The sequence below is a fragment of the Bacteroides graminisolvens genome (genome assembly GCF_963666085.1).
Taxonomy (GTDB): domain Bacteria; phylum Bacteroidota; class Bacteroidia; order Bacteroidales; family Bacteroidaceae; genus Bacteroides; species Bacteroides graminisolvens.
Map to the genome: position 1 here is coordinate 1,566,743 of NZ_OY762556.1, position 21,960 is coordinate 1,588,702.

The 21,960-nt window shown below is 44.0% G+C and carries 16 protein-coding genes; 8 read left to right on the top strand and 8 right to left on the bottom strand.

Annotated features, from left to right (window positions below; genetic code table 11):
• From ACKPCE_RS06455 to ACKPCE_RS06470, 4 genes are all read left to right on the top strand, one after another.
• Entirely contained in the window at positions 1-885 is an 885-nt protein-coding gene (locus tag ACKPCE_RS06455) for a lysophospholipid acyltransferase family protein (RefSeq protein WP_319504562.1), read from the top strand.
• A 4-nt stretch (positions 886-889) separates the two neighbouring features.
• Complete coding sequence (locus ACKPCE_RS06460; RefSeq protein WP_319504563.1) at positions 890-1,915, top strand: glycosyltransferase family 2 protein; 1,026 nt, start codon at positions 890-892, stop codon at positions 1,913-1,915.
• Positions 1,916-1,962: 47 nt separating this feature from the next.
• Positions 1,963-2,484 carry a methylglyoxal synthase gene (locus ACKPCE_RS06465; RefSeq protein ID WP_024996610.1) on the top strand — a complete coding sequence of 174 codons (522 nt, stop codon included), beginning with the start codon at positions 1,963-1,965 and terminating at the stop codon, positions 2,482-2,484.
• A 112-nt stretch (positions 2,485-2,596) separates the two neighbouring features.
• Positions 2,597-2,977, top strand: a complete 381-nt coding sequence (locus ACKPCE_RS06470; protein ID WP_319504564.1) for a hypothetical protein — start codon at positions 2,597-2,599, stop codon at positions 2,975-2,977.
• Between the two features lie 112 nt (positions 2,978-3,089).
• On the opposite strand, the gene folB is transcribed toward ACKPCE_RS06470, so the two are convergent.
• The 3 genes from folB to ACKPCE_RS06485 form a co-directional block, all read right to left on the bottom strand.
• Complete coding sequence (gene folB, locus ACKPCE_RS06475; protein ID WP_319504565.1) at positions 3,090-3,455, bottom strand: dihydroneopterin aldolase; 366 nt, start codon at positions 3,453-3,455, stop codon at positions 3,090-3,092.
• A 90-nt stretch (positions 3,456-3,545) separates the two neighbouring features.
• Positions 3,546-6,257, bottom strand: coding sequence for a 4-alpha-glucanotransferase (locus ACKPCE_RS06480; RefSeq protein WP_319504566.1), 2,712 nt, complete (start codon positions 6,255-6,257; stop codon positions 3,546-3,548).
• Between the two features lie 177 nt (positions 6,258-6,434).
• A complete protein-coding gene (locus ACKPCE_RS06485; RefSeq protein WP_319504567.1) occupies positions 6,435-8,978 on the bottom strand; it encodes an adenosylcobalamin-dependent ribonucleoside-diphosphate reductase in 2,544 nt (847 codons plus the stop codon).
• 328 nt (positions 8,979-9,306) lie between these two features.
• Here ACKPCE_RS06485 and ACKPCE_RS06490 point away from each other — a divergent pair, with 328 nt between their 5' ends.
• Positions 9,307-10,047, top strand: a complete 741-nt coding sequence (locus tag ACKPCE_RS06490; RefSeq protein WP_319504568.1) for an NADPH-dependent oxidoreductase — start codon at positions 9,307-9,309, stop codon at positions 10,045-10,047.
• A 65-nt stretch (positions 10,048-10,112) separates the two neighbouring features.
• Here ACKPCE_RS06490 and dnaA read toward each other — a convergent pair whose 3' ends face one another.
• The 4 genes from dnaA to ACKPCE_RS06510 all read right to left on the bottom strand — a co-directional run bounded on the left by dnaA (position 10,113) and on the right by ACKPCE_RS06510 (position 16,233).
• Positions 10,113-11,525, bottom strand: coding sequence for a chromosomal replication initiator protein DnaA (gene dnaA, locus ACKPCE_RS06495; protein ID WP_319504569.1), 1,413 nt, complete (start codon positions 11,523-11,525; stop codon positions 10,113-10,115).
• Positions 11,526-11,862: 337 nt separating this feature from the next.
• The gene (locus ACKPCE_RS06500) at positions 11,863-12,762 is read right to left on the bottom strand and encodes an MlaD family protein (protein ID WP_319504570.1); all 900 of its coding nucleotides are present in this window, start codon (positions 12,760-12,762) and stop codon (positions 11,863-11,865) included.
• A 14-nt stretch (positions 12,763-12,776) separates the two neighbouring features.
• Positions 12,777-14,021, bottom strand: a complete 1,245-nt coding sequence (locus ACKPCE_RS06505; RefSeq protein ID WP_319504571.1) for an N-acetylmuramoyl-L-alanine amidase family protein — start codon at positions 14,019-14,021, stop codon at positions 12,777-12,779.
• A gap of 166 nt (positions 14,022-14,187) precedes the next feature.
• Positions 14,188-16,233: a TonB-dependent receptor plug domain-containing protein gene (locus ACKPCE_RS06510; protein ID WP_319504572.1), complete on the bottom strand. Its 2,046-nt coding sequence runs from the start codon at positions 16,231-16,233 to the stop codon at positions 14,188-14,190.
• A 93-nt stretch (positions 16,234-16,326) separates the two neighbouring features.
• On the opposite strand from ACKPCE_RS06510, the gene ACKPCE_RS06515 reads away from it, so the two are divergent.
• Positions 16,327-17,223, top strand: a complete 897-nt coding sequence (locus tag ACKPCE_RS06515) for a bile acid:sodium symporter family protein (RefSeq protein WP_319504573.1) — start codon at positions 16,327-16,329, stop codon at positions 17,221-17,223.
• A gap of 414 nt (positions 17,224-17,637) precedes the next feature.
• Here the strand turns inward: ACKPCE_RS06515 and ACKPCE_RS06520 are convergent, their stop codons facing one another.
• Positions 17,638-18,522: a mechanosensitive ion channel family protein gene (locus tag ACKPCE_RS06520; RefSeq protein ID WP_051260471.1), complete on the bottom strand. Its 885-nt coding sequence runs from the start codon at positions 18,520-18,522 to the stop codon at positions 17,638-17,640.
• Between the two features lie 79 nt (positions 18,523-18,601).
• Between ACKPCE_RS06520 and ACKPCE_RS06525 the strand changes: the two genes are divergently transcribed.
• Together ACKPCE_RS06525 and ACKPCE_RS06530 are read left to right on the top strand one after the other, a co-directional pair.
• Positions 18,602-19,138: an HD domain-containing protein gene (locus tag ACKPCE_RS06525; RefSeq protein WP_319505931.1), complete on the top strand. Its 537-nt coding sequence runs from the start codon at positions 18,602-18,604 to the stop codon at positions 19,136-19,138.
• Positions 19,139-19,229: 91 nt separating this feature from the next.
• Positions 19,230-21,941, top strand: a complete 2,712-nt coding sequence (locus ACKPCE_RS06530; RefSeq protein ID WP_319504574.1) for a putative LPS assembly protein LptD — start codon at positions 19,230-19,232, stop codon at positions 21,939-21,941.
• The last annotated feature ends 19 nt before the right edge of the window (positions 21,942-21,960 follow it).

A 21,960-nucleotide genomic window follows, 5' to 3' on the forward strand; every position in this document is an offset into this window, starting at 1 on the left:
ATGTCTAGATTAGTCTATTTTTTTATTTACCTGGGCATGTGGCTACTGGCCTCATTGCCCATGAAAGCCCTTTACGTGTTGTCGGATGTGCTCTATGTGCTCATGTATAAGCTGGCACGTTACAGGCGTAGGGTGGTGTGGCGTAACCTGAAGAACTCCTTCCCCGAGAAGACGGAAAAGGAACTGCTGGCTATTGAACGCAAGTTCTACCACTACATCTGCGACTACATGCTCGAAAGCCTGAAGATGCTCAAGATGCCCGTCGACGAGCTGCACCAACGCATGAAGTTCCATAACACGGAGCAATACCTTGAAATGATCGACAAGTACGGCGGCATTGTGGTGATGATGCCGCATTACGCCAATTTCGAGTGGACAATCGGCATGGGAATGTACATGAAACCCGAAGACATACCCATGCAGGTTTACAAAACACTCCGCAACCCGTATGTAGACAAGCTCTTTCAGAACATACGTTCCCGCTTCGGAGGCTATAATGTGCCCAAGCACGATACAGCACGCGAAGTCATCAGAGCCAGGCATGCAGGCAAGAAACTTGCCTTGGGACTGGTGGCCGATCAATCGCCCAACCTCCAGAGTTTGCACTTCTGGACTACCTTTCTCAACCAAGAGACTTCGTTCATGGATGGTGGCGAACGCATTGCCCGCATGATGAACTACCCGGTTTTTTATTGTGAGTTGCAGAAAGAAAAACGCGGATACTGTGAGGCTACGTTCGTATTAATGATCGAACATCCCAAACAAACCGCCGATGGTGAAATAACCGAAATGTTTGTACGCCACGTTGAACAAACCATTTTACGCGAACCGGCCTACTGGTTTTGGTCGCACAAACGCTGGAAACACAAACAACCCTTAAAATAAACGCATGAATAAAATAGCAGTTGTCATTCTGAACTGGAACGGAAGTGAAATGCTCCGCACCTTTCTGCCTTCGGTCATTGAGCACTCTGCAGCCGATGGCGACGTGGAAATTTGTGTGGCCGATAATGCGTCGACCGACGACTCGGTTGCTTTGCTGGAAACGGATTTTCCGTCTGTGCGCATCATCCGTCTGGAAAAAAATTATGGTTTTGCCGATGGGTACAATTTCGCCTTGCAACAGGTGGAAGCCGAGTACGTGGTGCTGCTCAACTCTGATGTGGCGGTGGAGCCTCGCTGGTTGCAACCGCTGGCTGCCTACATGGATGTGCACCCCGAAGTGGCTGCTTGTCAGCCCAAAATACGTAGCTGGCGAGACAAAGCCTACTTTGAATATGCCGGCGCTTCCGGCGGATTCTTAGATGCTTATGGCTATCCGTTTTGCCGCGGACGCATTTTCTCATCGGTGGAAAAGGACGACGGACAATATGATGCACCGATACCGGTTTTCTGGGCTACGGGTGCGGCACTTTTTATTCGCCTGAAAGATTACCGCGATGCAGGCGGACTCGACGGACGTTTCTTTGCGCACATGGAGGAAATTGACTTGTGCTGGCGCTTGCGTGCCCGCGGTCGCGGCATTGTTTGTGTGCCGCAAAGCACGGTCTTTCATGTGGGGGGGGCTACGTTGAAAAAGGAAAATCCGCGCAAAACGTTTCTCAACTTCCGCAACAACCTCATCATGCTGTACAAGAACTTGCCGGCCGATCAACTGGTGCCGGTGATGCGCGCCAGAATGGTGCTCGATTATGTGGCGGCACTTGCTTTTGTGTTGAAGGGACAGTTGCCCAACGCTCGTGCTGTATTGGCGGCAAGACGTGAATATGCTGCTATCAGGAAAGATTTTAAAGCCTCACGGGATGAAAATATGCAAAAAACAATTCTTCATTCCATTCCCGAACAAATAAAAAGCAGTATCTTGGTGCAGTTCTATGCAAAGGGACGAAAGAGCTTTTCTTCCCTGAAATTATAATATAAACATAGGCAACGAAACATTTATCAGTAAACAGACAAATTATTATGGAAAAACTAATCAGAAAAATCGGCTTGGTGGCTCACGATGCCATGAAGAAGGATCTTATTGAATGGGCGGTATGGAACTCCGAATTGCTCGTGGGACATAAATTTTACTGTACGGGAACTACAGGAACTCTTATACTTGCTGCGCTGAAAGAAAAGCATCCGGAGGTGGAGTGGGACTTTACCATTCTGAAATCGGGTCCGCTTGGGGGCGACCAGCAAATGGGCTCGCGCATTGTTGACGGCGAGATTGATTATCTTTTCTTCTTTACCGATCCGATGACGCTTCAGCCGCATGACACGGACGTGAAAGCGTTGACCCGACTGGCGGGTGTGGAGAACATTGTGTTTTGCTGCAATCGTTCAACGGCAGATCATATCATATCTAGTCCGCTGTTCCTCGATGCCGAATACGAACGTACCCGTCCGGATTATACAGGTTACGCCAAACGCTTTGAGAACCAGACGGTGGTTACCGAAATTGTTGAGGCTGTAAGCAAGAAAAAGAAGACGTTAAAGTAAAACGTTCACGGTTGTTTGTCGACTCATCAACTAAAAGTGAGTAAAACACTTGACTTTGTGTTTGTAATGTTGTATATTTGTAAACGTAAAGTTAAAGTGTATTCAATTTATAATGCACGTAAAAGGAGAAGCCGGCGCTTCTCCTTTTTTCGTTTCTGTGCCCTGCAATTCTTCCCCCAAACCCGCTGTTCCGGCTCTTTGTTCCTTTTATTTTTGTAAATTGTTACCAGCCATTCACCCCATTGCTCGTGGCAATTACCTCCATTGGTCGTTGCAATCGGTCCAACTGCTCGTGGCTTTGGAGAAAAAGCTCGTTATCTTTTCAAAAAACATCAAGGACTTTTTTAAATTCCTCTTTATGTTTTCAAAAAAGTTGGGCGGGGATTTTAAAAAGTTGGCCAACTATTCTGAAAAGTCCGCCAGCCATTCCAAAAAGGTAGTGGTTGTTCCCGAAAACACAGGCGGTGCTTCCTGCATTTCCTGCAATGGTTAATAATATATAAAACTGCACTTGACAAGAAATGCTCCCTTGTATGATAAAAAGAAAAGCGGTTTGAGAGCATTGCAGTGAAGCCCCTTACCATTGCCTCGTTAATATCGGTCATTTACCTGATGCAGTGAACCTCTACGCCGGCGGCATCAATATCGGCTCCCATGGGCGGATTGGTTTTTGCCAGCTTCAAATTGATTTCTTCAATAAGAGGAAAGTCGCGGAAAAGCCTTTGCACAATGCGTCCGCAAACATGCTCCAATAGTTTCGACGGGGTACTCATCTCTTCTTTCACCGCCAGAAACACATCGGCATAGCTTACCGTGTCTTCCACGCAATCGCTTTGCATGGCTTGCCCGAAGTCGCCTTTCAGGCTCAGGTTGATGATGAAGGTGTTGCCCACTGCGGTTTCCTGAGGCGCTACACCGTGGTAAGCGTAGAAAACCAAGTTCTGTAGAAAGATGGTTGATGTTGTTTTCATGACAAACGGACTTAAATAAGAAATGCAAATATAGAGATAATTTGCTGTTTTGCTCTCTCTATATTTGCATTCTTATGCTGAAGATGCGACTTACCAATAAAGGTTGCGGGCCGATTGCTCTATGAGATGGGTTATTTTCTTGTTCAAGCTTTCGGCTCCCAGCAGCTGCTCCAGTGTGAGGTGCATGCGGTAACGCCAGTAATGACGGGGGTTAGCGGGTATGTTGATGCGCTCTTCGTCGGCCACAGTCCGGCGCCAGTTTCCATCCATCGACAACCAGTCTTGCAACGATAGGATGCAGAATATGGACTGACTGTACAGGTGGTTGCGAACCACCTCTTCGCAAACTTCAGGTGTGGCCGTCTGCGGTGCTTCTCCGTAATGCCCCAGCATGTAATTGTAGTACCGTTGTGTTTGCTGGCGGTCTTCTTCCCACCAGCCACGAAGGGTGGACATGTCGTGGGTGGAGATGGTGCAAACCGAGCGGTACGGATAATGGTGCAGGTTGCCGAACTCTTCTGTCGGATTCTTGGGCATGCGCTGAATTTCCAGACTCAGAATGCGCAAATCGTTCATCACCCAAGCCACACAATCGGGTATCATACCCAAATCTTCTCCGCACACCAGCATGCGGGTCGACTGTGTTAACTGTGGCAACTTCTTCATGGCTTGCTGATGCCAAAACTCATTGTGGCGATGGTAGTAGTACTGATCATATAAACGGTTGAACGCCTCTTTCTCTCCATCGCTTAGTGCCCGGTAAATGAAGTCGTGCTGCACGCCGATGCGCGGATGGTATTTATGTGGTTCTTTGTGATCGGGCACAAAAAGTACGTCACTAATAAGCGAGTACAGACCGTCGCGCACCCGAATGCTGTCGGCATCCGTTTTTCCGGCAAAGAACGTTTCCACTTTTCGCTGCGTGTCAAACTCTTCGCGCATGCGGTACACCTCCCACGTGTTGGTTGGCTCAATGAAGTGTTGCTTCACATAATCTGTTTGCTCGCCAAACACTTGCTGCAAGAAGTACTCGTGAATGTAAGGGGGGAGATAGAACTCTTCGCGGAAAGGCAGGCCGTAGCTCTCAATCTCCTCGCGCGACATGGGCAGGGAAGGAACGAACTGTCCCAGCAATCCGTGCACGGCGTGCATCGGAATCTCCCAAATACGGAAGAAACCCAGAATGTGATCTATGCGGTAAGCGTCGAAGTATTCCGACATTTTCCGGAAACGCTTCATCCACCAACTGTAATCATCCTGTTCCATCACCTCCCAGTTGTAAGTGGGGAAGCCCCAGTTCTGCCCGTTTACCGAGAAGTCATCGGGTGGGGCACCGGCTTGTCCGTTCAGATTGAAGTAGTGCGGCTCTGTCCATGCTTCCACACTGTTGCGGCTGATGCCGATGGGAATATCACCTTTCAGCACCACGCCGTTGGCGCGTGCGTAGTTGGTTGCCTCCAAGAGTTGGAGGTGCAAATGAAACTGAATGAAATAATAGATGGAGATGTGCGGATAATCGGCTGTTCCCGGGCGGCACATCTGCTCAATTTCCTTAGACTTATACGTGTTGTACTTGGGCCATAACCGGAAGTCGGGTGTTTTGTAAGCGTCTCTGAGGTAGCTGAATGCCGCGTACGGCCGCAGCCATTCCTGATTGGCCTCGAAGAACTCCTTGAACGCCTCGGATGCCAATACCTTTTCTCCTTCTTGTTGAAAGATCAGGCGGAAATATTCCCACTTCACTTGGTTTACCGCCTCGTAATCGATAACGGACAAACTGTTCAGCTCGGCTTGTTTCTCGTTGAAACGTTTGGCGTCGGCTGCTTTTTTGAGCTTGCCCATCCGGCTAAGGTCGGCATACATGGGGTGAAATGCGTAAATGGAAATGCTGTTGTACGGGTAAGAATCCGTCCAGCTATGCGTCATGGTGGTGTCATTCACCGGCAAAACCTGCACCACCTTTTGGCGCGTCTCAACCGCCCAGTCAATCAGTAACTTCAGGTCGCCGAAGTCGCCCACACCGAAACTCTTTTCCGATTTCAGTGAAAAGACAGGCACAGCCACACCGGCACCCTTCCAGGCTGGCGTGTCGAAGTACACGTATCGGTCAGACAGTACCCGTGTTTCATTGGCTTTGATGCCCGGGTCGGCCAGGTAACGGTTCGGGTTATTCTCCCAAGCTTCTGCTTTTTTCTCCTTTTTGTTATAGAGAACAAATTTATATTCCAGCGGGAATGTTAGTTTGGAGGCATCTACCTCGGTCAGCCATTCAGGGAAACAAGCATCGCTCATGGGCAAGGCTTTATCGGCTTCCCAGTTGCCCAAAATGGTTTGGTTGCCCGAGATAGCCAGGCAATAATCCTCGCTGATACGGGGTGCATAAGCCCTTATCATCAATCCTTTTTTGTGACTTTTAGGCAGTGCTCCGCGTTTGCGGTGTGCCAGCAACGATTCGGTAAAGGCCGAGCTATAAAAATATTGTTCCTCCGGCAGATTCTTCCAGCTGTCATACACCGTGATTTTCTTCGCGGCATCAGTCGTTTGAGGCAAAAGCAAACAGCGCTGAATGCCGTGCCACTCTTCTCTGATAACTTGGTTCTCTTTGTAAATGAGGTATATATAGTTTGCAATTCCTGCTTCAGGATATGATAACTCCACTTCGGCGCCCCAATGTGTACCGTCCGTAGTACGGAGGGGAATAGCTTGCTTATGGTCATTGTTCCCCAGCTCTGTTGTTGAACCCAGAACTCTGACATCCTCACCCCAGTTGGTGCGATATTCGATGTTAAATGATACTATCATATTATTAGATTTAATTTGATCCATTCATGATAGTGCAATGATAGAAATATTCTGTAGATATTAGAAATCTGTCCTTGCTGAACTCGTTCAAAATAGTCCGCAAACGTTTGTGCTGCATGCGTAAAAAGAAAAGGAACCCGACTAGAGATTCCTTTTCTTTGTTATCTATTTCCATTTCTAACCGCATCTGGATGCTCCGCAACTAGTACATATCAGGCATCCTTCCTGATAGATGAGCGTTTCATTACCGCAGTTGGGACATTTCTTTCCGTGAGCTTCGGTACCGTCTTGAATATATTTCTTCAGTGCACGTTCCACACCGTTTTTCCATGTGTTAATATTCTCACTGTCGAGCTGTAAAGAGCCAACCAACTTGATGACCTGTTCAATAGGCATTCTCCAGCGGAGCACTCCCGAGATCAGTTTGGCGTAGTTCCAGTATTCTTTGTTGAACTTCTCGGACAAGCCTTCGATGGTGGTTTTGTATCCGCGTTTGTTCTCAAACTGGAAGTCATAACGCTTGTTGCCATGCTCGTCTACACTCTTGATAATTCGTCCGCTGGTCACACTCTTGGGAAGAAGGATACCTTCGTCGTCATCTTGTAAACCGGTGAATATTTCGTAAGGTCTGCCATCGAGCAAGCCCACAAAGGCTACCCACTTTTCTTTGTTGTTCTGGAACTTCACCACATCGGCTTCCAGAACAGTGGGGCGTACTTCCACTACCGTAGGCGGTTTGCAAGGAGGCAGTTCCTCTTTCTTGTCCTTATCTGCTGTGGCGGCAATGAGCACTCCCGAACGTGAACCGTCTCTGTAAACGGTACATCCTTTGCAACCCGATTTCCATGCCTCTACATAAAGACGATTAACCAAGTCTTCGTCTACATCGTTAGGCAGGTTAATGGTTACGCTGATTGAGTGGTCAACCCATTTTTGAATGCGTCCCTGCATCTTCACCTTCATCAACCAATCCACATCATTCGATGTCGCTTTATAATAAGGTGATTTGGCAACCAGTTCATCAATCTCTTCCTGAGTGTATCTCTTTGCCGGATCGTATCCGTTGGCTTCCATCCAAGTAACAAACTTGTGGTGGAATACAATATATTCTTCGAATGCATCGCCTGTTTCGTCCACAAAGTCAACTCGTACTTGCGTATCGTTGGGGTTCACCTTCCTTCTGCGTTTGTAAACGGGTAAGAAGACCGGTTCAATGCCCGATGTGGTTTGTGTCATCAAACTGGTTGTTCCGGTGGGAGCAATAGTCAAACAGGCAATGTTACGGCGACCGTACTTCTTCATGTCTTCGTAAAGTTCCGGATCGGCCTCACGCAAACGGTTGATGAATGGATTGTTGGCCTCACGCTCTGTGCTGTATATTTCAAATGCTCCGCGCTCTTTGGCCATTTGTACCGATGAACGGTAGGCATGCAAAGCTACTATTTTATGTACCTCTTCGGAGAACTCGGTTGCTTCTTCGGTTCCGTAACGCAAGTTCAATGCGGCCAGCATATCGCCCTCGGCTGTGATACCCACACCGGTACGTCTTCCTTGTCCGCTCTTCTTGTATATCTTCTCCCAAAGCACGTGCTCGGCACGTTTTACTTCCTCGCCTTCGGGATCATCTTCTATCTTCTTGATGATCTGTTCTATCTTTTCAAGTTCCAGATCAATAATGTCATCCATGATGCGCTGCGCCAGCTCTACGTGTTTCTTAAACAATTCGAAGTCGAAATAAGCATCGGCTTTGAATGGGTTCACAACGTATGAGTAAAGGTTGATGGCCAGCAGACGACATGAGTCATACGGGCAAAGCGGAATTTCCCCGCAAGGATTGGTCGACACGGTTTGATAACCCAGGTCGGCATAGCAGTCGGGCACTGACTCTTTGATAATGGTATCCCAGAAAAGTACACCGGGTTCTGCCGATCTCCATGCATTGTGAACAATCTTTTTCCACAATGCCGAGGCATCAATCTCTTTTACGGTAGTGGGGTTGGCCGAGTTGATAGGGTATTGCTGAACGTATTTTTTGCCCTCTGTTGCGGCAGTCATGAACGCATCGTCCAGTTTCACCGATACGTTGGCCCCGGTAACTTTGCCTTCTGTCATTTTAGCATCGATAAACGACTCCGAGTCGGGGTGCTTAATGGAAACGCTAAGCATCAAGGCTCCTCGTCGTCCGTCTTGCGCTACTTCACGGGTAGAGTTCGAATATCTCTCCATGAAAGGCACGATGCCGGTCGATGTGAGTGCAGAGTTCTTTACCGGTGAACCTTTAGGACGGATGTGTGAAAGGTCATGTCCCACACCACCGCGTCTTTTCATCAGTTGAACCTGTTCTTCGTCAATCTTGATGATGGCACCGTATGAGTCGGCTGCCCCGTCAATACCTATTACAAAGCAGTTGGAAAGAGAGGCAACCTGATAATTATTGCCTATGCCCGTCATCGGACTACCCTGAGGAACAATGTATTTGAATTGATCAAGCAAAGTGAAAAGTTCTTCTGCTTTCAAACCGTTTTTATATTTGGCTTCAACCCTGGCTATCTCGTTAGCGATTCTCCAGTGCATATCTTCCGGCGACTTCTCGTAGATGTTTCCGAAAGAGTCTTTTACTGCGTATTTGTTTACCCAAACCCTTGCAGCTAGCTCGTCGCCTTGGAAGTATCGTAAAGATTCTTTGAAGGCTTCTTCATAAGAATAAATTTCTTTTTTCACGTTGCTATTTTCTTAGATGATTAAAAATAATAAGTAAGGTGTAGAAGTAATACTTATCGTTAACAAATGTATTTGCAAATCTAGGAATGTTTTTTGTTATTCCCAAATTTATAGATAGGTTTTTAATATTAAAAATAAAGTTTTCCAAATTGAATATTTAAATGGTTGATTATCAATGTTTTATATTTTTATATTTTCTTTGAAGTTATCCAAAATATATAATTTACTTGTTTCAAACAGATGAATAGTTTTTCTTTTTTGGTATTTTTAATCATTCAATATCCGTTTATGAAGTGAAATTGGTATATATTTGCTGAAAACTAAAACAATGGAATCAATAAAGAATAGAAGAACCATTCGCAAGTATCAGACGACCGATGTGGCTGATGAATTGTTAAATGATTTGCTTGAGACTTCTTTTCGGGCCTCTACGGTTGGTAATATGCAGGTTTACAGCGTTATTGTTACCCGGGAGGTTGAAATGAAAGAGAAACTCTCTCCTGCGCATTATAATCAGCCCATGGTGAAGCAGGCTCCGGTAGTGTTAACCTTTTGCGCTGATTTCAGACGTTTCAGCCAATGGTGTGTTCAAAGAAATGCGGAACCCGGATACGAAAACTTTCAGTCGTTCATGAATGCTGCTGTAGATACCTTGCTGGTTGCGCAAACTTTTTGCACGCTGGCCGAAGACAAAGGTTTGGGTATTTGTTACCTAGGCACCACGACGTACAATCCTCAGCCCATCATTGATGCTCTTCAGTTGCCGCGGCTGGTATTCCCGGTTACGACCATTACGCTTGGCTACCCGGCTGAGATACCTGACCAGGTAGATCGGTTGCCTTTTCTGGGTCTTATTCATCAAGAGCACTATCATGATTATACGTCCGATGAACTGGATCAGCTGTATGCGTATAAAGAGTCTTTGCCTCAAAATCTGAAGTTTATTCAAGAGAATAATAAGGAAACATTGGCTCAGGTGTTTACGGATGTGAGGTACACCAAGAAAGACAATGAAGCAACCTCAGTGAATTTACTCAATGCATTGCGTGCTCAAGGTTTTCTTGACTAGCATATAATATAAATGCCGGTATAAAACATGATTTTATACCGGCATTTACTCAACAAGTATTTTTCTTAGTTTCTTTTCTTCAAGGTATTTTCTATTGTTTCCAAATCAGAGTGGAAGCTTTTATCTACTTCACAAAGTTCTTTCACTATTTTACAAGCATGAAGTACGGTTGCATGGTCTTTGTTGCCAATGAGCTGTCCTATTCTTGATGAAGAATAATCAGTGTGCTTCTTAGCCAGGAACATGGCTACTTGTCTGACCTGTACTACTTCTCTTTTTCTTGATTTAGTATAAATTGCCGCAGGTTCAATTTCGTAATGCTTGCACGTTGTACCGATGATATCATCAATCGTTATGGCTTTGGTCTCGTACTTAACAACCTTCTTAACGATGCGTTGAGCCAATTCCAGATCAATGTCTTTGTTATAAATCGTTGAGTGTGCCATGATTGATATCACAATGCCTTCCAGGTCTCGAACGCTCTCGTTTACGTTCTCGGCAATATACTCAATCACTTCCGGTGGAAACTCCAATCCGTCTCTATGAATCTTATTTCTAAGAATATTCTTTCTTAACTCCACAGTCGGCTTTTCGAGCTCGGCTACCATACCCCACTTAAAACGGGTAAGCAATCGCTCTTCAACGCCTTGTAATAGAACAGGAGCGCGGTCTGAAGTCAATATCAGCTGCTTACCGTTCTGATGTAAGTGATTGAAGATGTGGAAAAAAGTATTCTGGGTTTTGGTTACTCCTGCAAACTCTTGAATATCATCAATGATCAATACATCAATGGTTTGATAGAAATTGATGAAATCGTTTGTCGTGTTATTACGAACTGAGTCCGTATATTGTACCTGAAACAAGTGTGCAGATACATATAACACTCTTTTCTCGGGATAAATCTCTTTTATCTTTGTTCCGATTGCATTGGCCAAGTGAGTTTTTCCTACTCCGGAGGCTCCGTGGATAAAAAGAGGGTTGAATACTGTTTTAGCCGGACTTTGAGCCACGGCTTCGGCTACGCTTCTCGATAGTTTGTTGCTGTACCCTTCAATAAAGTTATCGAAATTATAATCCGGGTTCAATTGAGGATCAAGATCCTGCACAGCCGGTGCCTTGAGAATGTTCGGAGCTTTGTTGCCTCCGCTTCTTATCGTGCTTTTATTGGGGATGGCGGTAGAACGATTACTTGCTTCAAGGTTAACAGTAGTCTTTGAACTCTTGTCAACCATGACATTGTACATCAGCTTTGTACCATCTCCAATAACCTTATATAAAGTAGCACGAAGCAAATCCACGAACTTATCTTCTATGAATTCATAAAAGAACTGACTCGGAACTTGTACAGTCAATGTATTGTCCTCGTATTTCAGGGGGACAATAGGGACAAACCAGGTGTTAAACGTCGTCTCGGGAACATTGTCTCTAATAACTTGAAGACAGCGGTTCCATAAGCCGACATGATTTGTTTCAATCATAACGACATCAATACATTTATTAATTAAGTAAAACTTCTACAATTGCAAATTTGGGAATCTTATTCGAGAAAAACAAATGCTTTTTTTCTTGTGTTTTTCAATGAAAGAATAAATCCTTTTGTTTCAGCCACTTATAGAATGACACTGTTCTGTTTCTTCTTGTAGATACTTGATTTTGTTTAACTCCTTGATAATCAGTCTATTTAATCATTGTATTATTCGTTTGTGTTTTATAACATAAACTCTTAAAATACGTTTATAAAGGGAGATTGACTACTTTTAAGGCTATGTATAACTGTAGCCTATTATTTAGATGAAATCTATATAATATAAAATCTTATTTTTGTTTTCTTCCAAAAATAGAGAAGTGAACATACCTTTTCGGATTGGCTTTCAGGTCCTCTAAAAGGCTTGCTGCATTGGCACTGGTGGTGCTTAGGTTGTTATACAGAGCGGGGTCATTCAGTAGTAGTCCTACACTATTGTCTTTGCTGTTAAGCTTCTGAGTGATTAGCTGCACGTTATGAATGGTAGAATCAATCTTGTTAAACGTGGCTGCGTAATCAATCTCTTTTAAATTGCTGCTGATTACAACAAAGTTATCACTGATTGTATTGAGCTTGCCTGTTAACTGAGGAATGTCTTTATTCATGAGCTTTCTCATTTGTCCGCTTGCAGCCTCCAGGTTAGCCGTGCTGTTTCTGACCGATTTCAGTGTAGCCGGAATATCGGGATTACTAAGAATCGTATTTAAAGATATTAAAATAGAATCGAGTTTGGGAAGCATTTTCTCTATTTGGGGCATCAGTTCGGCCGCACCGGCCATGATGCCGTTGTTAAGTGTTCCGGGAATAGTGTCGCCAATAGAGTAGCTTTCGCGAGGGTTGTTGGCCAGTAATATGTTCATTCTGACTCCTCCCATCATCTCTGTTACCAGCTCGCCGGTACTACCTTTGGGAATTCTCATGTCTTTGTCGAGTTCCACTTCAACCACAACTTTGCCACGCTGGTTGTAGTCGTATGATATATCGCTTACAATACCTACGCGAAAGCCATCGGCAAATACCGGACTCGATTTAGCCAACGCATTCACATCCTCGTATTTAAAATAAAAGTAACTGCTTGGTTTGAACATTCTGATCCCTTTCAGATAATTAATGCCATACACAACTACTCCTAATGCGATAATACTTGCTATGCCTATTTTAACTTCCTTCGTAATATATTTAGCAATCATATTTTTTCTTTTTATTATTTCCTGTTCTTTTTAAATTCACTGATAGCGGCGTTTACGTCCATCTTCTTTCCTTCTTTGAAGGCTATAATGAACGCATCTTTAAAGTCGGTCGAGATGGAGCGCTTTGTTCTGAGTACTTTATTGTAATCTGCAGAAGCGCCATAAGTGTATTTGTACAATCCTCCTTCTTGGTAGTACTCTACCTCTTTCAAGCCTTTGAAACGTTTATCGGTACTTTTCAATGAGCTGGAGGAGGTTAGTATTTGTATCTTGAATATAATTTCATCTTTCGTTGCTGCGTTTGGCTCCACAAGTGGAACTACGGTTTTCTCCACTTTCTGTTCCTGTTTCACTTCCTGACTTTGAGAAGTTCTCGATGAACTGTCTTTTTTAGAAGAATCCGGTGTTGCTGTTATTGCTTTGGTTGTATCGTCTTCTATATTTTGGGGAATCACAGTACGGCTGGAACCGTTGATTCTAATTTCATGCTCTCGCTTGTATCTGAGAAATGCTCTGTATATGCCTTTGGATAGCGATGAGAGACCTTCTTCCGTGTTGAGATACGCTTCCTCTTCGGGGGTGGAAATAAAGCCCAGCTCAACCAAAATGCTAGGCATAGCACTTGCTTTGAGCACCAAAAAACCGGCTTGATGCACACCCCGGTCAATGCGGTTGCAGGTATTGCGGAATTCTTTTTGTACTAACGAAGCCAGGTGCACGCTTTGCGACATGTATTTGTCTTGCATGAACTCAAAAATGATATATGATTCGGCTGAGTTAGGATTGAAGCCAGCATACCTTGTCTTGTAATCGCTTTCATATAGAATAACGGAGTTCTCTCGTTTGGCAACAGCCAGGTTTGCTTCTGATTTGGCCAAACCCAGCGTCCATGTCGATGCGCCTTTTACAGTTCTTGAGCCGGCTACGGAATTAGTATGTATTGAGATAAAGAGATCGGCTTTGGCATCATTGGCAATTTCTGCTCGTCGGTCGAGTGGAATAAAAACATCCGTGCTTCGGGTGAAAATCACTTTGACATCATCATTGTTGTTCTTGATGAGTCTGCCTAACTTAAGAGCCACATTCAGGTTGATGTTCTTCTCCTTAGATATTCTACCTACAGCACCCGGATCGTGTCCGCCGTGCCCCGGATCAATAACGACAACAAAATCTTTGGCCCAAGCAGTGGAACAGTCGGGCAGCCATGGCAACCAGAGGCCAATACAAAATAACAATATGTATTTATATACTTGCTTCATAGGGTAATTAATTGCAAATGTAGTAGAAATTTGCCGAAACTAAACCTTTTACCCTTAACTTTTGGACTTTTTGCGCTAATCTTCAAAGAATATGTTACTAATAGACTATAAATAAAGGCGAGGTGTATGGATGAGATAACACCTCGCCTTTGGTATTTGTTAATGATTACAGATTGATTTGATAACTGATGCCTGCTTTCAGCCATATTCCGGGTTGAGGCAGGTTGCCGAAATCATAGTAAGTCCGGTTGAGCAGGTTATTTGCCTCGGCAAAGAGTTTATACTTGGGTGCATTCCACGACAACCTCAGGTCGAGCACGCAGTACGAAGCATAGGGAACCAACTGATTGGTTGATTGGTTCATCTCGTTGTATTTGATGTAACTGCCTGTGCGGTCTTGCCACCGGAACGCCCAATTGGCAGCTAGTTTATTCCACACACGATGATTGAGGCGTGCCACCAGTTTGTGTCGCAAATACTCCAGCCCGTAACTCGATTTATAGATTTCCTCATTGTCTTTACGATGCTGATAGATGTACGCATAATTAATGCTTAAATCTTGCAGCCAACTCTTTCCGTTTGTCAGTCGCCGGAAGTCGATGGACGAAGAAAGTTCCACTCCCATGTTATCCAGTTCAAAATTGGCAGAATGGTATATGTCGTCGGCCGAGTACATCACCCAATAAATCATGTCTTTTCCTTTGTTGTAGAAAGAACTCAATGACGATTGGAAATAGTAGGTCCGGTAGTTGGCACCGATACTGAAAGCCTGAGTCTTTTCGGGTTTTAATCCTACATTTCCCTGTATGGTTGGGCTCTTGTAATACAAATCCGTAAAAGTAGGCATTCGCAGCGCCATGTTCCATGAGGTAAACAATTTGATGTTATCGTTTGGTCTGTACGATACGTCTACTCCCGGATAGAAGCGAAACTTATGATCCAGTGCCGTATTCATATTCGCCAAGGCACCCATGGAAACGGTAACCCGAGAGAATAAGATGTTGTGTTCCAAATAGTATCCTACATTGGTTCTGTTATCTTTCCGGGTATATTGCTGGTCCTCTCCGGGAATGTTCACGTACTGATCTTCGTCAAGAGGCTTGCCTAAGTTAGTACTCAATATTCCCTCGTTACGAATCTCGGCACCCAAGGAAGTTTTGCCCCATGAAGAATCGAACGAAGCGTTCAGACTGGCACCAAAAACATCGGTCTGGTGAAAGTTTTCTCCGGTATGAGTGTTCCTGATCAGTTGAAAATGATCGAGGGAACGATTCCAGTAGAAAGCCGGAGTGAATTTAATTGTTCCTTTGGTTTGTGCCTGTACGGAAGCAATGTATTTGCGAGTCTCTTCGTATTGGTTATCGTAAGCGGCAGAATAAAAGGTGTTTGCTCCAAATTTCTGATCGCTTAACCCAAGCTGCCACTTCATATTTACATCCTTATGGTTGAATGAGCCCGCATAATACCCTCGCCGGGTATTGAAATCACTGTTTTTGGTAGCTCCGTCACTTCGGCTGTAATTGGTTGAAAGCTGATGCCCGAACCTTTTGTTGGTGTAGCTGACCCCTGCACCGGTTCCCAGCAGTCCGTATCCGCCTCCTGTTAAATGGGCGGTGATTTGATTCTCTGTAGCTTTCTTGGTTACCATGTTGATTGCTCCCGTAAAGGCTGAGGTTCCGAATACTCTGGCAGCTGGGCCTTGAAGTATCTCTATTCGTTCAATGTCATGGATGGATACCGGGAAATTTCCGGTGTTGTGTCCGGTTTGAGGATCGCAGATGTTGATCCCGTTGAGAAGAATGGTGGTTTGGTCAAAAGTACCTCCCCGTACTGAGATGTCTGTTTGTATACCGAATTCGCTTCGCTGGCGGACATCAACGCCTGCGGCATATTCTAAAAGATCGTTGATACTGTGTACCGCTGCCGCTTGAATTTCATCACGGGAGAGTACAGTGACCATTTTGGCCGATTGCATCTCGGTTAGGGGAACGCGCGTGCCGGTAACCTCAACCTCTTCCAGCTCCATGTTCTTCAGTTGTCCGATCGTGTCATTCTGTGCCGATGCAATTTTTACGTTGGCAAAAGCCAATGTTGCAATTGTTAAGACACCGATGTTGACTTCTTTCTTCAAACTACAGAAGACAGAGTAAGTTTTGTGGTTGAACTGTTTCCAACGGATGGCTGTTCGCCCGGTTAACTTGTTTTCTTTCATTTTTAAACTGTTTTAAATTAAAAAATCGCCGCAAAGATAGTATTATTCCTTATTAAGGTCTTACTTTGCAACTGAATTTTAAAATGTTTCCCGATGCTTAAGTTTTTTAAGGACTGGACCTTACCCATTGCCATGTTGGTGGGAGCCATTGGTTATCAGGTTTTTATATTGTTTTCATTTGTTACTCCGTTGCTCATCTTTGTTATGTTGCTACTGACCTTCAGTAAGGTGCAACCCAAGGATTTAAAGATTAGTCCACTTCATTTTTGGTTACTTGGTATTCAGATTCTTGGTGCTCTGGCAATATATTTATTACTATATCGTTTCAATAAGTTGGTGGCCGAGGGCATTATCGTTTGTATAATTTGTCCCACTGCAACGGCTGCGGCAGTGATTACTTCTAAATTAGGAGGAAGTGCAGCGAGCGTAACCACTTATACTCTTTTAGCCAATATCGGTGCAGCTATTGCGGTGCCACTTATCTTTCCGGTCATTGAACCCCGTGCGGGAGCCGATTTTTATGAATCTTTTTTCCTGATTCTAAGCAAAGTGGTTCCGTTGCTTATCTTCCCGTTCTTGCTGGCTTGGGCTTTGCAACATTTGTTACCTAAAGTGCATCTGAAATTAATGAGTTATCACGAATTAGCTTTCTATCTGTGGGCATTCTCTCTGGCCATTGTTACAGCACAAACAGTCAACTCGTTGATTCATAATCCGGCTGATGGTGTGACCGAAATTTTAATTGCCGTTGGTGCCTTAGTGGCTTGTTGCTTGCAATTTTTCTTAGGCAAAACAATAGGAAGTGTGTATCATGACAGAATAAGCGGGGGACAGTCATTGGGACAGAAGAATACTATTCTTGCCATTTGGATGGCGCATACGTACCTCAATCCGTTGGCGTCAGTAGGCCCGGGCTCTTATGTGCTGTGGCAAAATGTGATTAATTCCTGGCAGCTGTGGAAGAAGAGAAAGCGTGAGGAAAAGGGCTGAAGATTAGCAACAAGCATGTGCTTGGTGCGCTACGGTTGAATTATTTTTTTTCTCGTTGCCAAATTCGTTGTAGACCCGGGTGTAGGACATTTGTACACCGGGGTGTACAGGTATCCTACATGGGGGTGTACAAACTGTGTACATCCGGGTGGAGACGAAATTTACTCACCTGCAAAATAAATCATCTAACCGTGCTTGTTAAAAAGCTTATATATACAAGCTAAATAGTGATGTACTTGTAAATAATAACTATTAAAAAAGTTGGTGACACTTGGTGATACTTGGTGAGGCTTTTTTTTAGCCAAGTGTCACACGAAAAAGTCTGATTATCAATCTATTACCGGGTTGGTGATACTTGGTGATACTTTTTTTCACGCATTTTATGTAGCAATGGTTGCATAAAATGTATGAAATCTATCCTTTCACCTGATTTTTTATGATCAAATTGCTGTATGGGAATGGAATTTCAATATTCTCCCTGTCAAAACGTTCTTTGACGGATTTGAGCAGATCACATTTCATGGCAAAGGCTTCTCCGCTGTTGTTTGCCCAAGCCCACGCCCGGAGTGTGATGGCCGAATCACCCAGATTGATCACCCTGACTGTTACCACGGGAGCATTCTTCTTTTTTTCTTCATCACTTCGGTGGTCTTTTAACGAAGGGTGCTTCATCACTTCTTCACGCATAATTCCCATGGCCTTGTCTAAGTCGGTATCATAAGAAACCCCCACCTCGATAAAGCTACAGATGTCTTCCGCACTAAGCGTAGAGTTAATAATCGTACTCGAATTAATCTTGCTGTTGGGTATGATAATGGTACGGTTTTCCAAACTTTTAATAACGGTGTGCCGCAGTGTGATTTCGGCAACGGTTCCCGTTACAATGTCGTCCAGTTTAATGATGTCACCAATCCTGAAAGGTTTGCCGAAAACAATGAAGAGTCCGCTGATAAAGTTTGAAAGAGCTTCTTGAGAAGCGAAACCCACAGCCATAGCCATGATACCGGCACCGGCCAAAATAGAGTTTCCAACTTTTTCCATTCCCGGAATTAACGAAAGAAAAATGGCACCTCCTATGATGTACAGTGCATAAACGCTTATGCGCTGCAGGAAGCTGGCCGTCGTTTTATCAAGAAAAGTGGAGTTGTGTTTTCTTTGCGATCTTCGGAAAAGAAACTTAATAAGTGAAACCGCACCTTGTGTAACCAGGTAAATTAATAAAGCTTTTACTAAAAAAGTAACGGGTTGCTTAATGGCTATGCCGAAGATAGTAAGGTTTAAGAATTCTTGAATATCCATTTCTTTATAGTTATTTTTGATTTATATCTGTGCAAATGTATTCAATAATATTTATTTTTGCAATAAAAACAGAGTAATGATACGTCCCATCGATTTGATAAACAAGCTCTATCCTGTAGAGGATGAGCTGAAAAATATATTGTTAGTACACAGCCGGTCGGTAACCCGTAAGGCTCTTGATATAGCAGAGAAGCATCCTGAGTTACAACTCAATACTCAGTTCATTGCCGAGGCTGCTATGTTGCACGACATCGGAATCGGGTTGACGAATGCACCGGGCATTCATTGTCACGGTGATTATCCTTATATCTGTCACGGTTATCTGGGAGCCGATTTTCTTCGTGAAGCCGGATACCCCGAGCATGCTCTGGTTTGCGAACGACATACCGGAGCGGGACTGTCTTTGCAAGATATTATCAAACAAAATCTTCCGCTTCCACATCGTGATATGTTACCGGTTAGTATGGAGGAACAGGTTATTTGTTTTGCCGACAAGTTTTTTTCTAAGACGAAGCTCGACAAAGAAAAGGGTGTGGAAGGAGCGCGTAAGAGTTTGCTGAAGCATGGCACTGAGGGACTTGTACGTTTTGATCGTTGGTGTGAGTTGTTTTTGTAGGAACTAAAAAAATAATTAAAAAGAGGCAATCACATTTATAATTGGCAGAGAATGCGTACTTTTGCCTCTCCAAGCGTAAACAATTTAGTTAATGACGCCATTGAAAGCAAATACAATTATATCATTCATACTACTGTGTGTCATGTTGACATTGTCTGACGGTGCAATGTCTCAGCGTAGAAGGAGGCCCATTGCTCCCGGAAGCGTTTCTGATTCTCTGAAAAAGGATACGTTGCAAAAAGATTCATCCGTTTTGCAGGGTCCGGCTAAAAAGAAACAACCGTTGAGTGCTCCCGTTGTTTATGAGGCCAATGATTCTATTGTCTTTACCCAAGGCGGTTATGCGCATCTGTACGGCAAAGGCAAGGTGAACTATGAAAAGATAGAGCTCGGTGCTCAGGTTATTTCCATGAACATGGATAGCAGCACGGTGTATGCTCACGGTGTGGCCGATACTTTAGGCAACATGCAGGGAACTCCGGTTTTCAAAGACGGAGAAACTCCTTATGAAACCAAGACAATAAGATATAATTTCAAAAGCAAAAAAGGTCTTATCAGTAATATCGTCACTCAACAGGGTGAAGGGTATGTGGTTGGTAATAATGCCAAAAAAGGTGCCGACGATGAACTTTTTATGGTAGGTGGTAAGTACACAACCTGCGATCACCACGATCATCCTCACTTTTACTTGCAGCTGACTCGTGCCAAAGTAAAACCGAAAAAGAATGTGGTAACTGGTCCGGCTTACCTGGTGGTTGAAGATGTTCCGCTTCCTATTGCGGTACCTTTCTTCTTCTTCCCGTTTTCAAGTAGTTATTCGTCGGGTTTTATCATGCCTACCTATATGGATGACTCAAGCCGTGGGTTTGGTCTGACCGATGGGGGGTATTATTTTGCCATCAGTGATAAGATGGATATGAAAGTGACTGCCGATATTTTCACCAAAGGTTCTTGGGCGCTTGGAGTTCAGTCTAATTACAACAGAAGATATAAATATTCGGGTAGCTTTCAGGCAGATTATCAGGTAACCAAAACGGGCGATAAAGGACTCGATGATTATTTGGTAGCCAAAGACTTTAAGGTGGTTTGGTCGCATCGTCAAGACGCTAAGGCCAGTCCCAACTCCACGTTTTCTGCTAGCGTAAACTTCTCGACCAGCAGTTATGAACGCACAAATATCAATAACCTTTATAATTCACAGTTGATGTCGCAAGGCACCAAAACGTCTAGTGTTAGTTATTCAAGAAGTTTCCCGGATCAGAACCTGACTATTTCAAGCACTTTTAATATTGCACAGACCTTGCGCGATTCTTCTGTAGCCATTACCTTACCCGACTTAAACATTGCTTTAAGTCGTATTTATCCTTTTAAACGTAAGAAAGCGGTAGGTGACGAACGTTGGTATGAGAAGATTTCAATGAGTTACACCGGACGATTAACGAATAGTATTACGACTAAAGATGATAAGTTGTTCAAATCAAATCTGGTGAATGACTGGAACAATGGTATGAGTCACACCATACCCGTTAGTGCTACCTTTACTCTTTTCAAATATTTCAATGTGACTCCTTCTTTTAATTATACGGAAAGATGGTATACTAAAAAGGTGATGCGCGACTGGGATTCTGATGCCGGTAAGGAGGTGCTAACGGATACGATTCATGGTTTTCACCGGGTGTACAACTACAATACCAGCTTGGGCGTGAGTACCAAACTGTACGGTATGTATAAACCTTTGTTCGCCAAGAAGAAAGAGATTCAAATTCGTCACGTTATCACTCCGCAAATCAGTTTAAGTGCGGCTCCCGATTTTGGCTCTTCTCATTATGGATATTATAAGTCTTATGTGTACCGCAATTCAAATAACGAACTTGATACGGTGACGTATTCGCCTTACAGTAATCAACCCTTTGGTGTTCCCGGACGAGGAAAGCAGGGTTCGGTGAGTTTTGATTTATCCAATAACATTGAAGCCAAGTACAAAACGAAGAACGATTCGATACGCAAGATTAGTATCATTGATGAACTGGGTGCCAGCATCTCTTACAATATGGCTGCCGAAACTCGTCCGTGGAGTGATCTTTCCATGCGTTTGCGCTTAAAGCTTTCTAAGAATTACACGCTGAACTTGAATTCGTCTTTTGCTACGTATGCTTATGAGTTCGATAAAAATGGTAAAGTGGTAGTGGGTGATCGCACGGAGTGGTCATACGGGCGCTTCGGACGCTTCCAGGGATGGGGCTCTTCTTTTAACTATAGTTTCAATAATGATACGTGGAAGAAGTGGTTTGGCCCTAAAGACGAAAAAGGAGCTAACGACAAGAAAGACGAGAAAAAGCCGGGAGAAGGTGCGGATGAAATGACGGATGGTAACGGGCAGACTGAGAAGAAAGTTGAAAAGGCGAAGGTCGATGCTGATGGTTATCAGGTATTTAAAATGCCTTGGAACTTGAACTTCAACTATTCGTTTAACATTCGTGAGGATACTTCTAAACCTATTAATGAAAAAAGTATGCGTTATCCGTATCGGTATACGCATAATCTGAGTGCGTCCGGCAACATTAAAATTTCTAATCGTTGGAACATGAGCTTTAACTCCGGTTATGATTTTGAAGCTAAAGAGATTACGCAAACGGCATTTACCATTTCACGTGACTTGCACTGTTGGAACATGTCTGCTAGTCTGTCTCCGTTTGGCGTTTATAAATACTATAACTTTACCATACGTGCCAATGCCAGCGTGCTTCAGGATTTGAAATGGGAACAGAGAAGCCAGACGCAAAGCAATATTCAATGGTATTAACCCTGAGTTGCTATGGATG

What these genes read in the sequence shown, in the direction of transcription:
- ACKPCE_RS06470 (WP_319504564.1), top strand. Translation starts at nt 2,597, where the DNA reads ATGCACGTAAAAGGAGAAGCCGGCGCTTCTCCTTTTTTCGTTTCTGTG.
- ACKPCE_RS06515 (WP_319504573.1), top strand. Translation starts at nt 16,327, where the DNA reads ATGCTTAAGTTTTTTAAGGACTGGACCTTACCCATTGCCATGTTGGTG.
- folB (WP_319504565.1), bottom strand. Translation starts at nt 3,455, where the DNA reads ATGAAAACAACATCAACCATCTTTCTACAGAACTTGGTTTTCTACGCT.
- ACKPCE_RS06455 (WP_319504562.1), top strand. Translation starts at nt 1, where the DNA reads ATGTCTAGATTAGTCTATTTTTTTATTTACCTGGGCATGTGGCTACTG.
- ACKPCE_RS06490 (WP_319504568.1), top strand. Translation starts at nt 9,307, where the DNA reads ATGGAATCAATAAAGAATAGAAGAACCATTCGCAAGTATCAGACGACC.
- ACKPCE_RS06510 (WP_319504572.1), bottom strand. Translation starts at nt 16,233, where the DNA reads ATGAAAGAAAACAAGTTAACCGGGCGAACAGCCATCCGTTGGAAACAG.
- ACKPCE_RS06465 (WP_024996610.1), top strand. Translation starts at nt 1,963, where the DNA reads ATGGAAAAACTAATCAGAAAAATCGGCTTGGTGGCTCACGATGCCATG.
- dnaA (WP_319504569.1), bottom strand. Translation starts at nt 11,525, where the DNA reads ATGATTGAAACAAATCATGTCGGCTTATGGAACCGCTGTCTTCAAGTT.
- ACKPCE_RS06500 (WP_319504570.1), bottom strand. Translation starts at nt 12,762, where the DNA reads ATGATTGCTAAATATATTACGAAGGAAGTTAAAATAGGCATAGCAAGT.
- ACKPCE_RS06460 (WP_319504563.1), top strand. Translation starts at nt 890, where the DNA reads ATGAATAAAATAGCAGTTGTCATTCTGAACTGGAACGGAAGTGAAATG.
- ACKPCE_RS06505 (WP_319504571.1), bottom strand. Translation starts at nt 14,021, where the DNA reads ATGAAGCAAGTATATAAATACATATTGTTATTTTGTATTGGCCTCTGG.
- ACKPCE_RS06520 (WP_051260471.1), bottom strand. Translation starts at nt 18,522, where the DNA reads ATGGATATTCAAGAATTCTTAAACCTTACTATCTTCGGCATAGCCATT.
- ACKPCE_RS06480 (WP_319504566.1), bottom strand. Translation starts at nt 6,257, where the DNA reads ATGATAGTATCATTTAACATCGAATATCGCACCAACTGGGGTGAGGAT.
- ACKPCE_RS06530 (WP_319504574.1), top strand. Translation starts at nt 19,230, where the DNA reads ATGACGCCATTGAAAGCAAATACAATTATATCATTCATACTACTGTGT.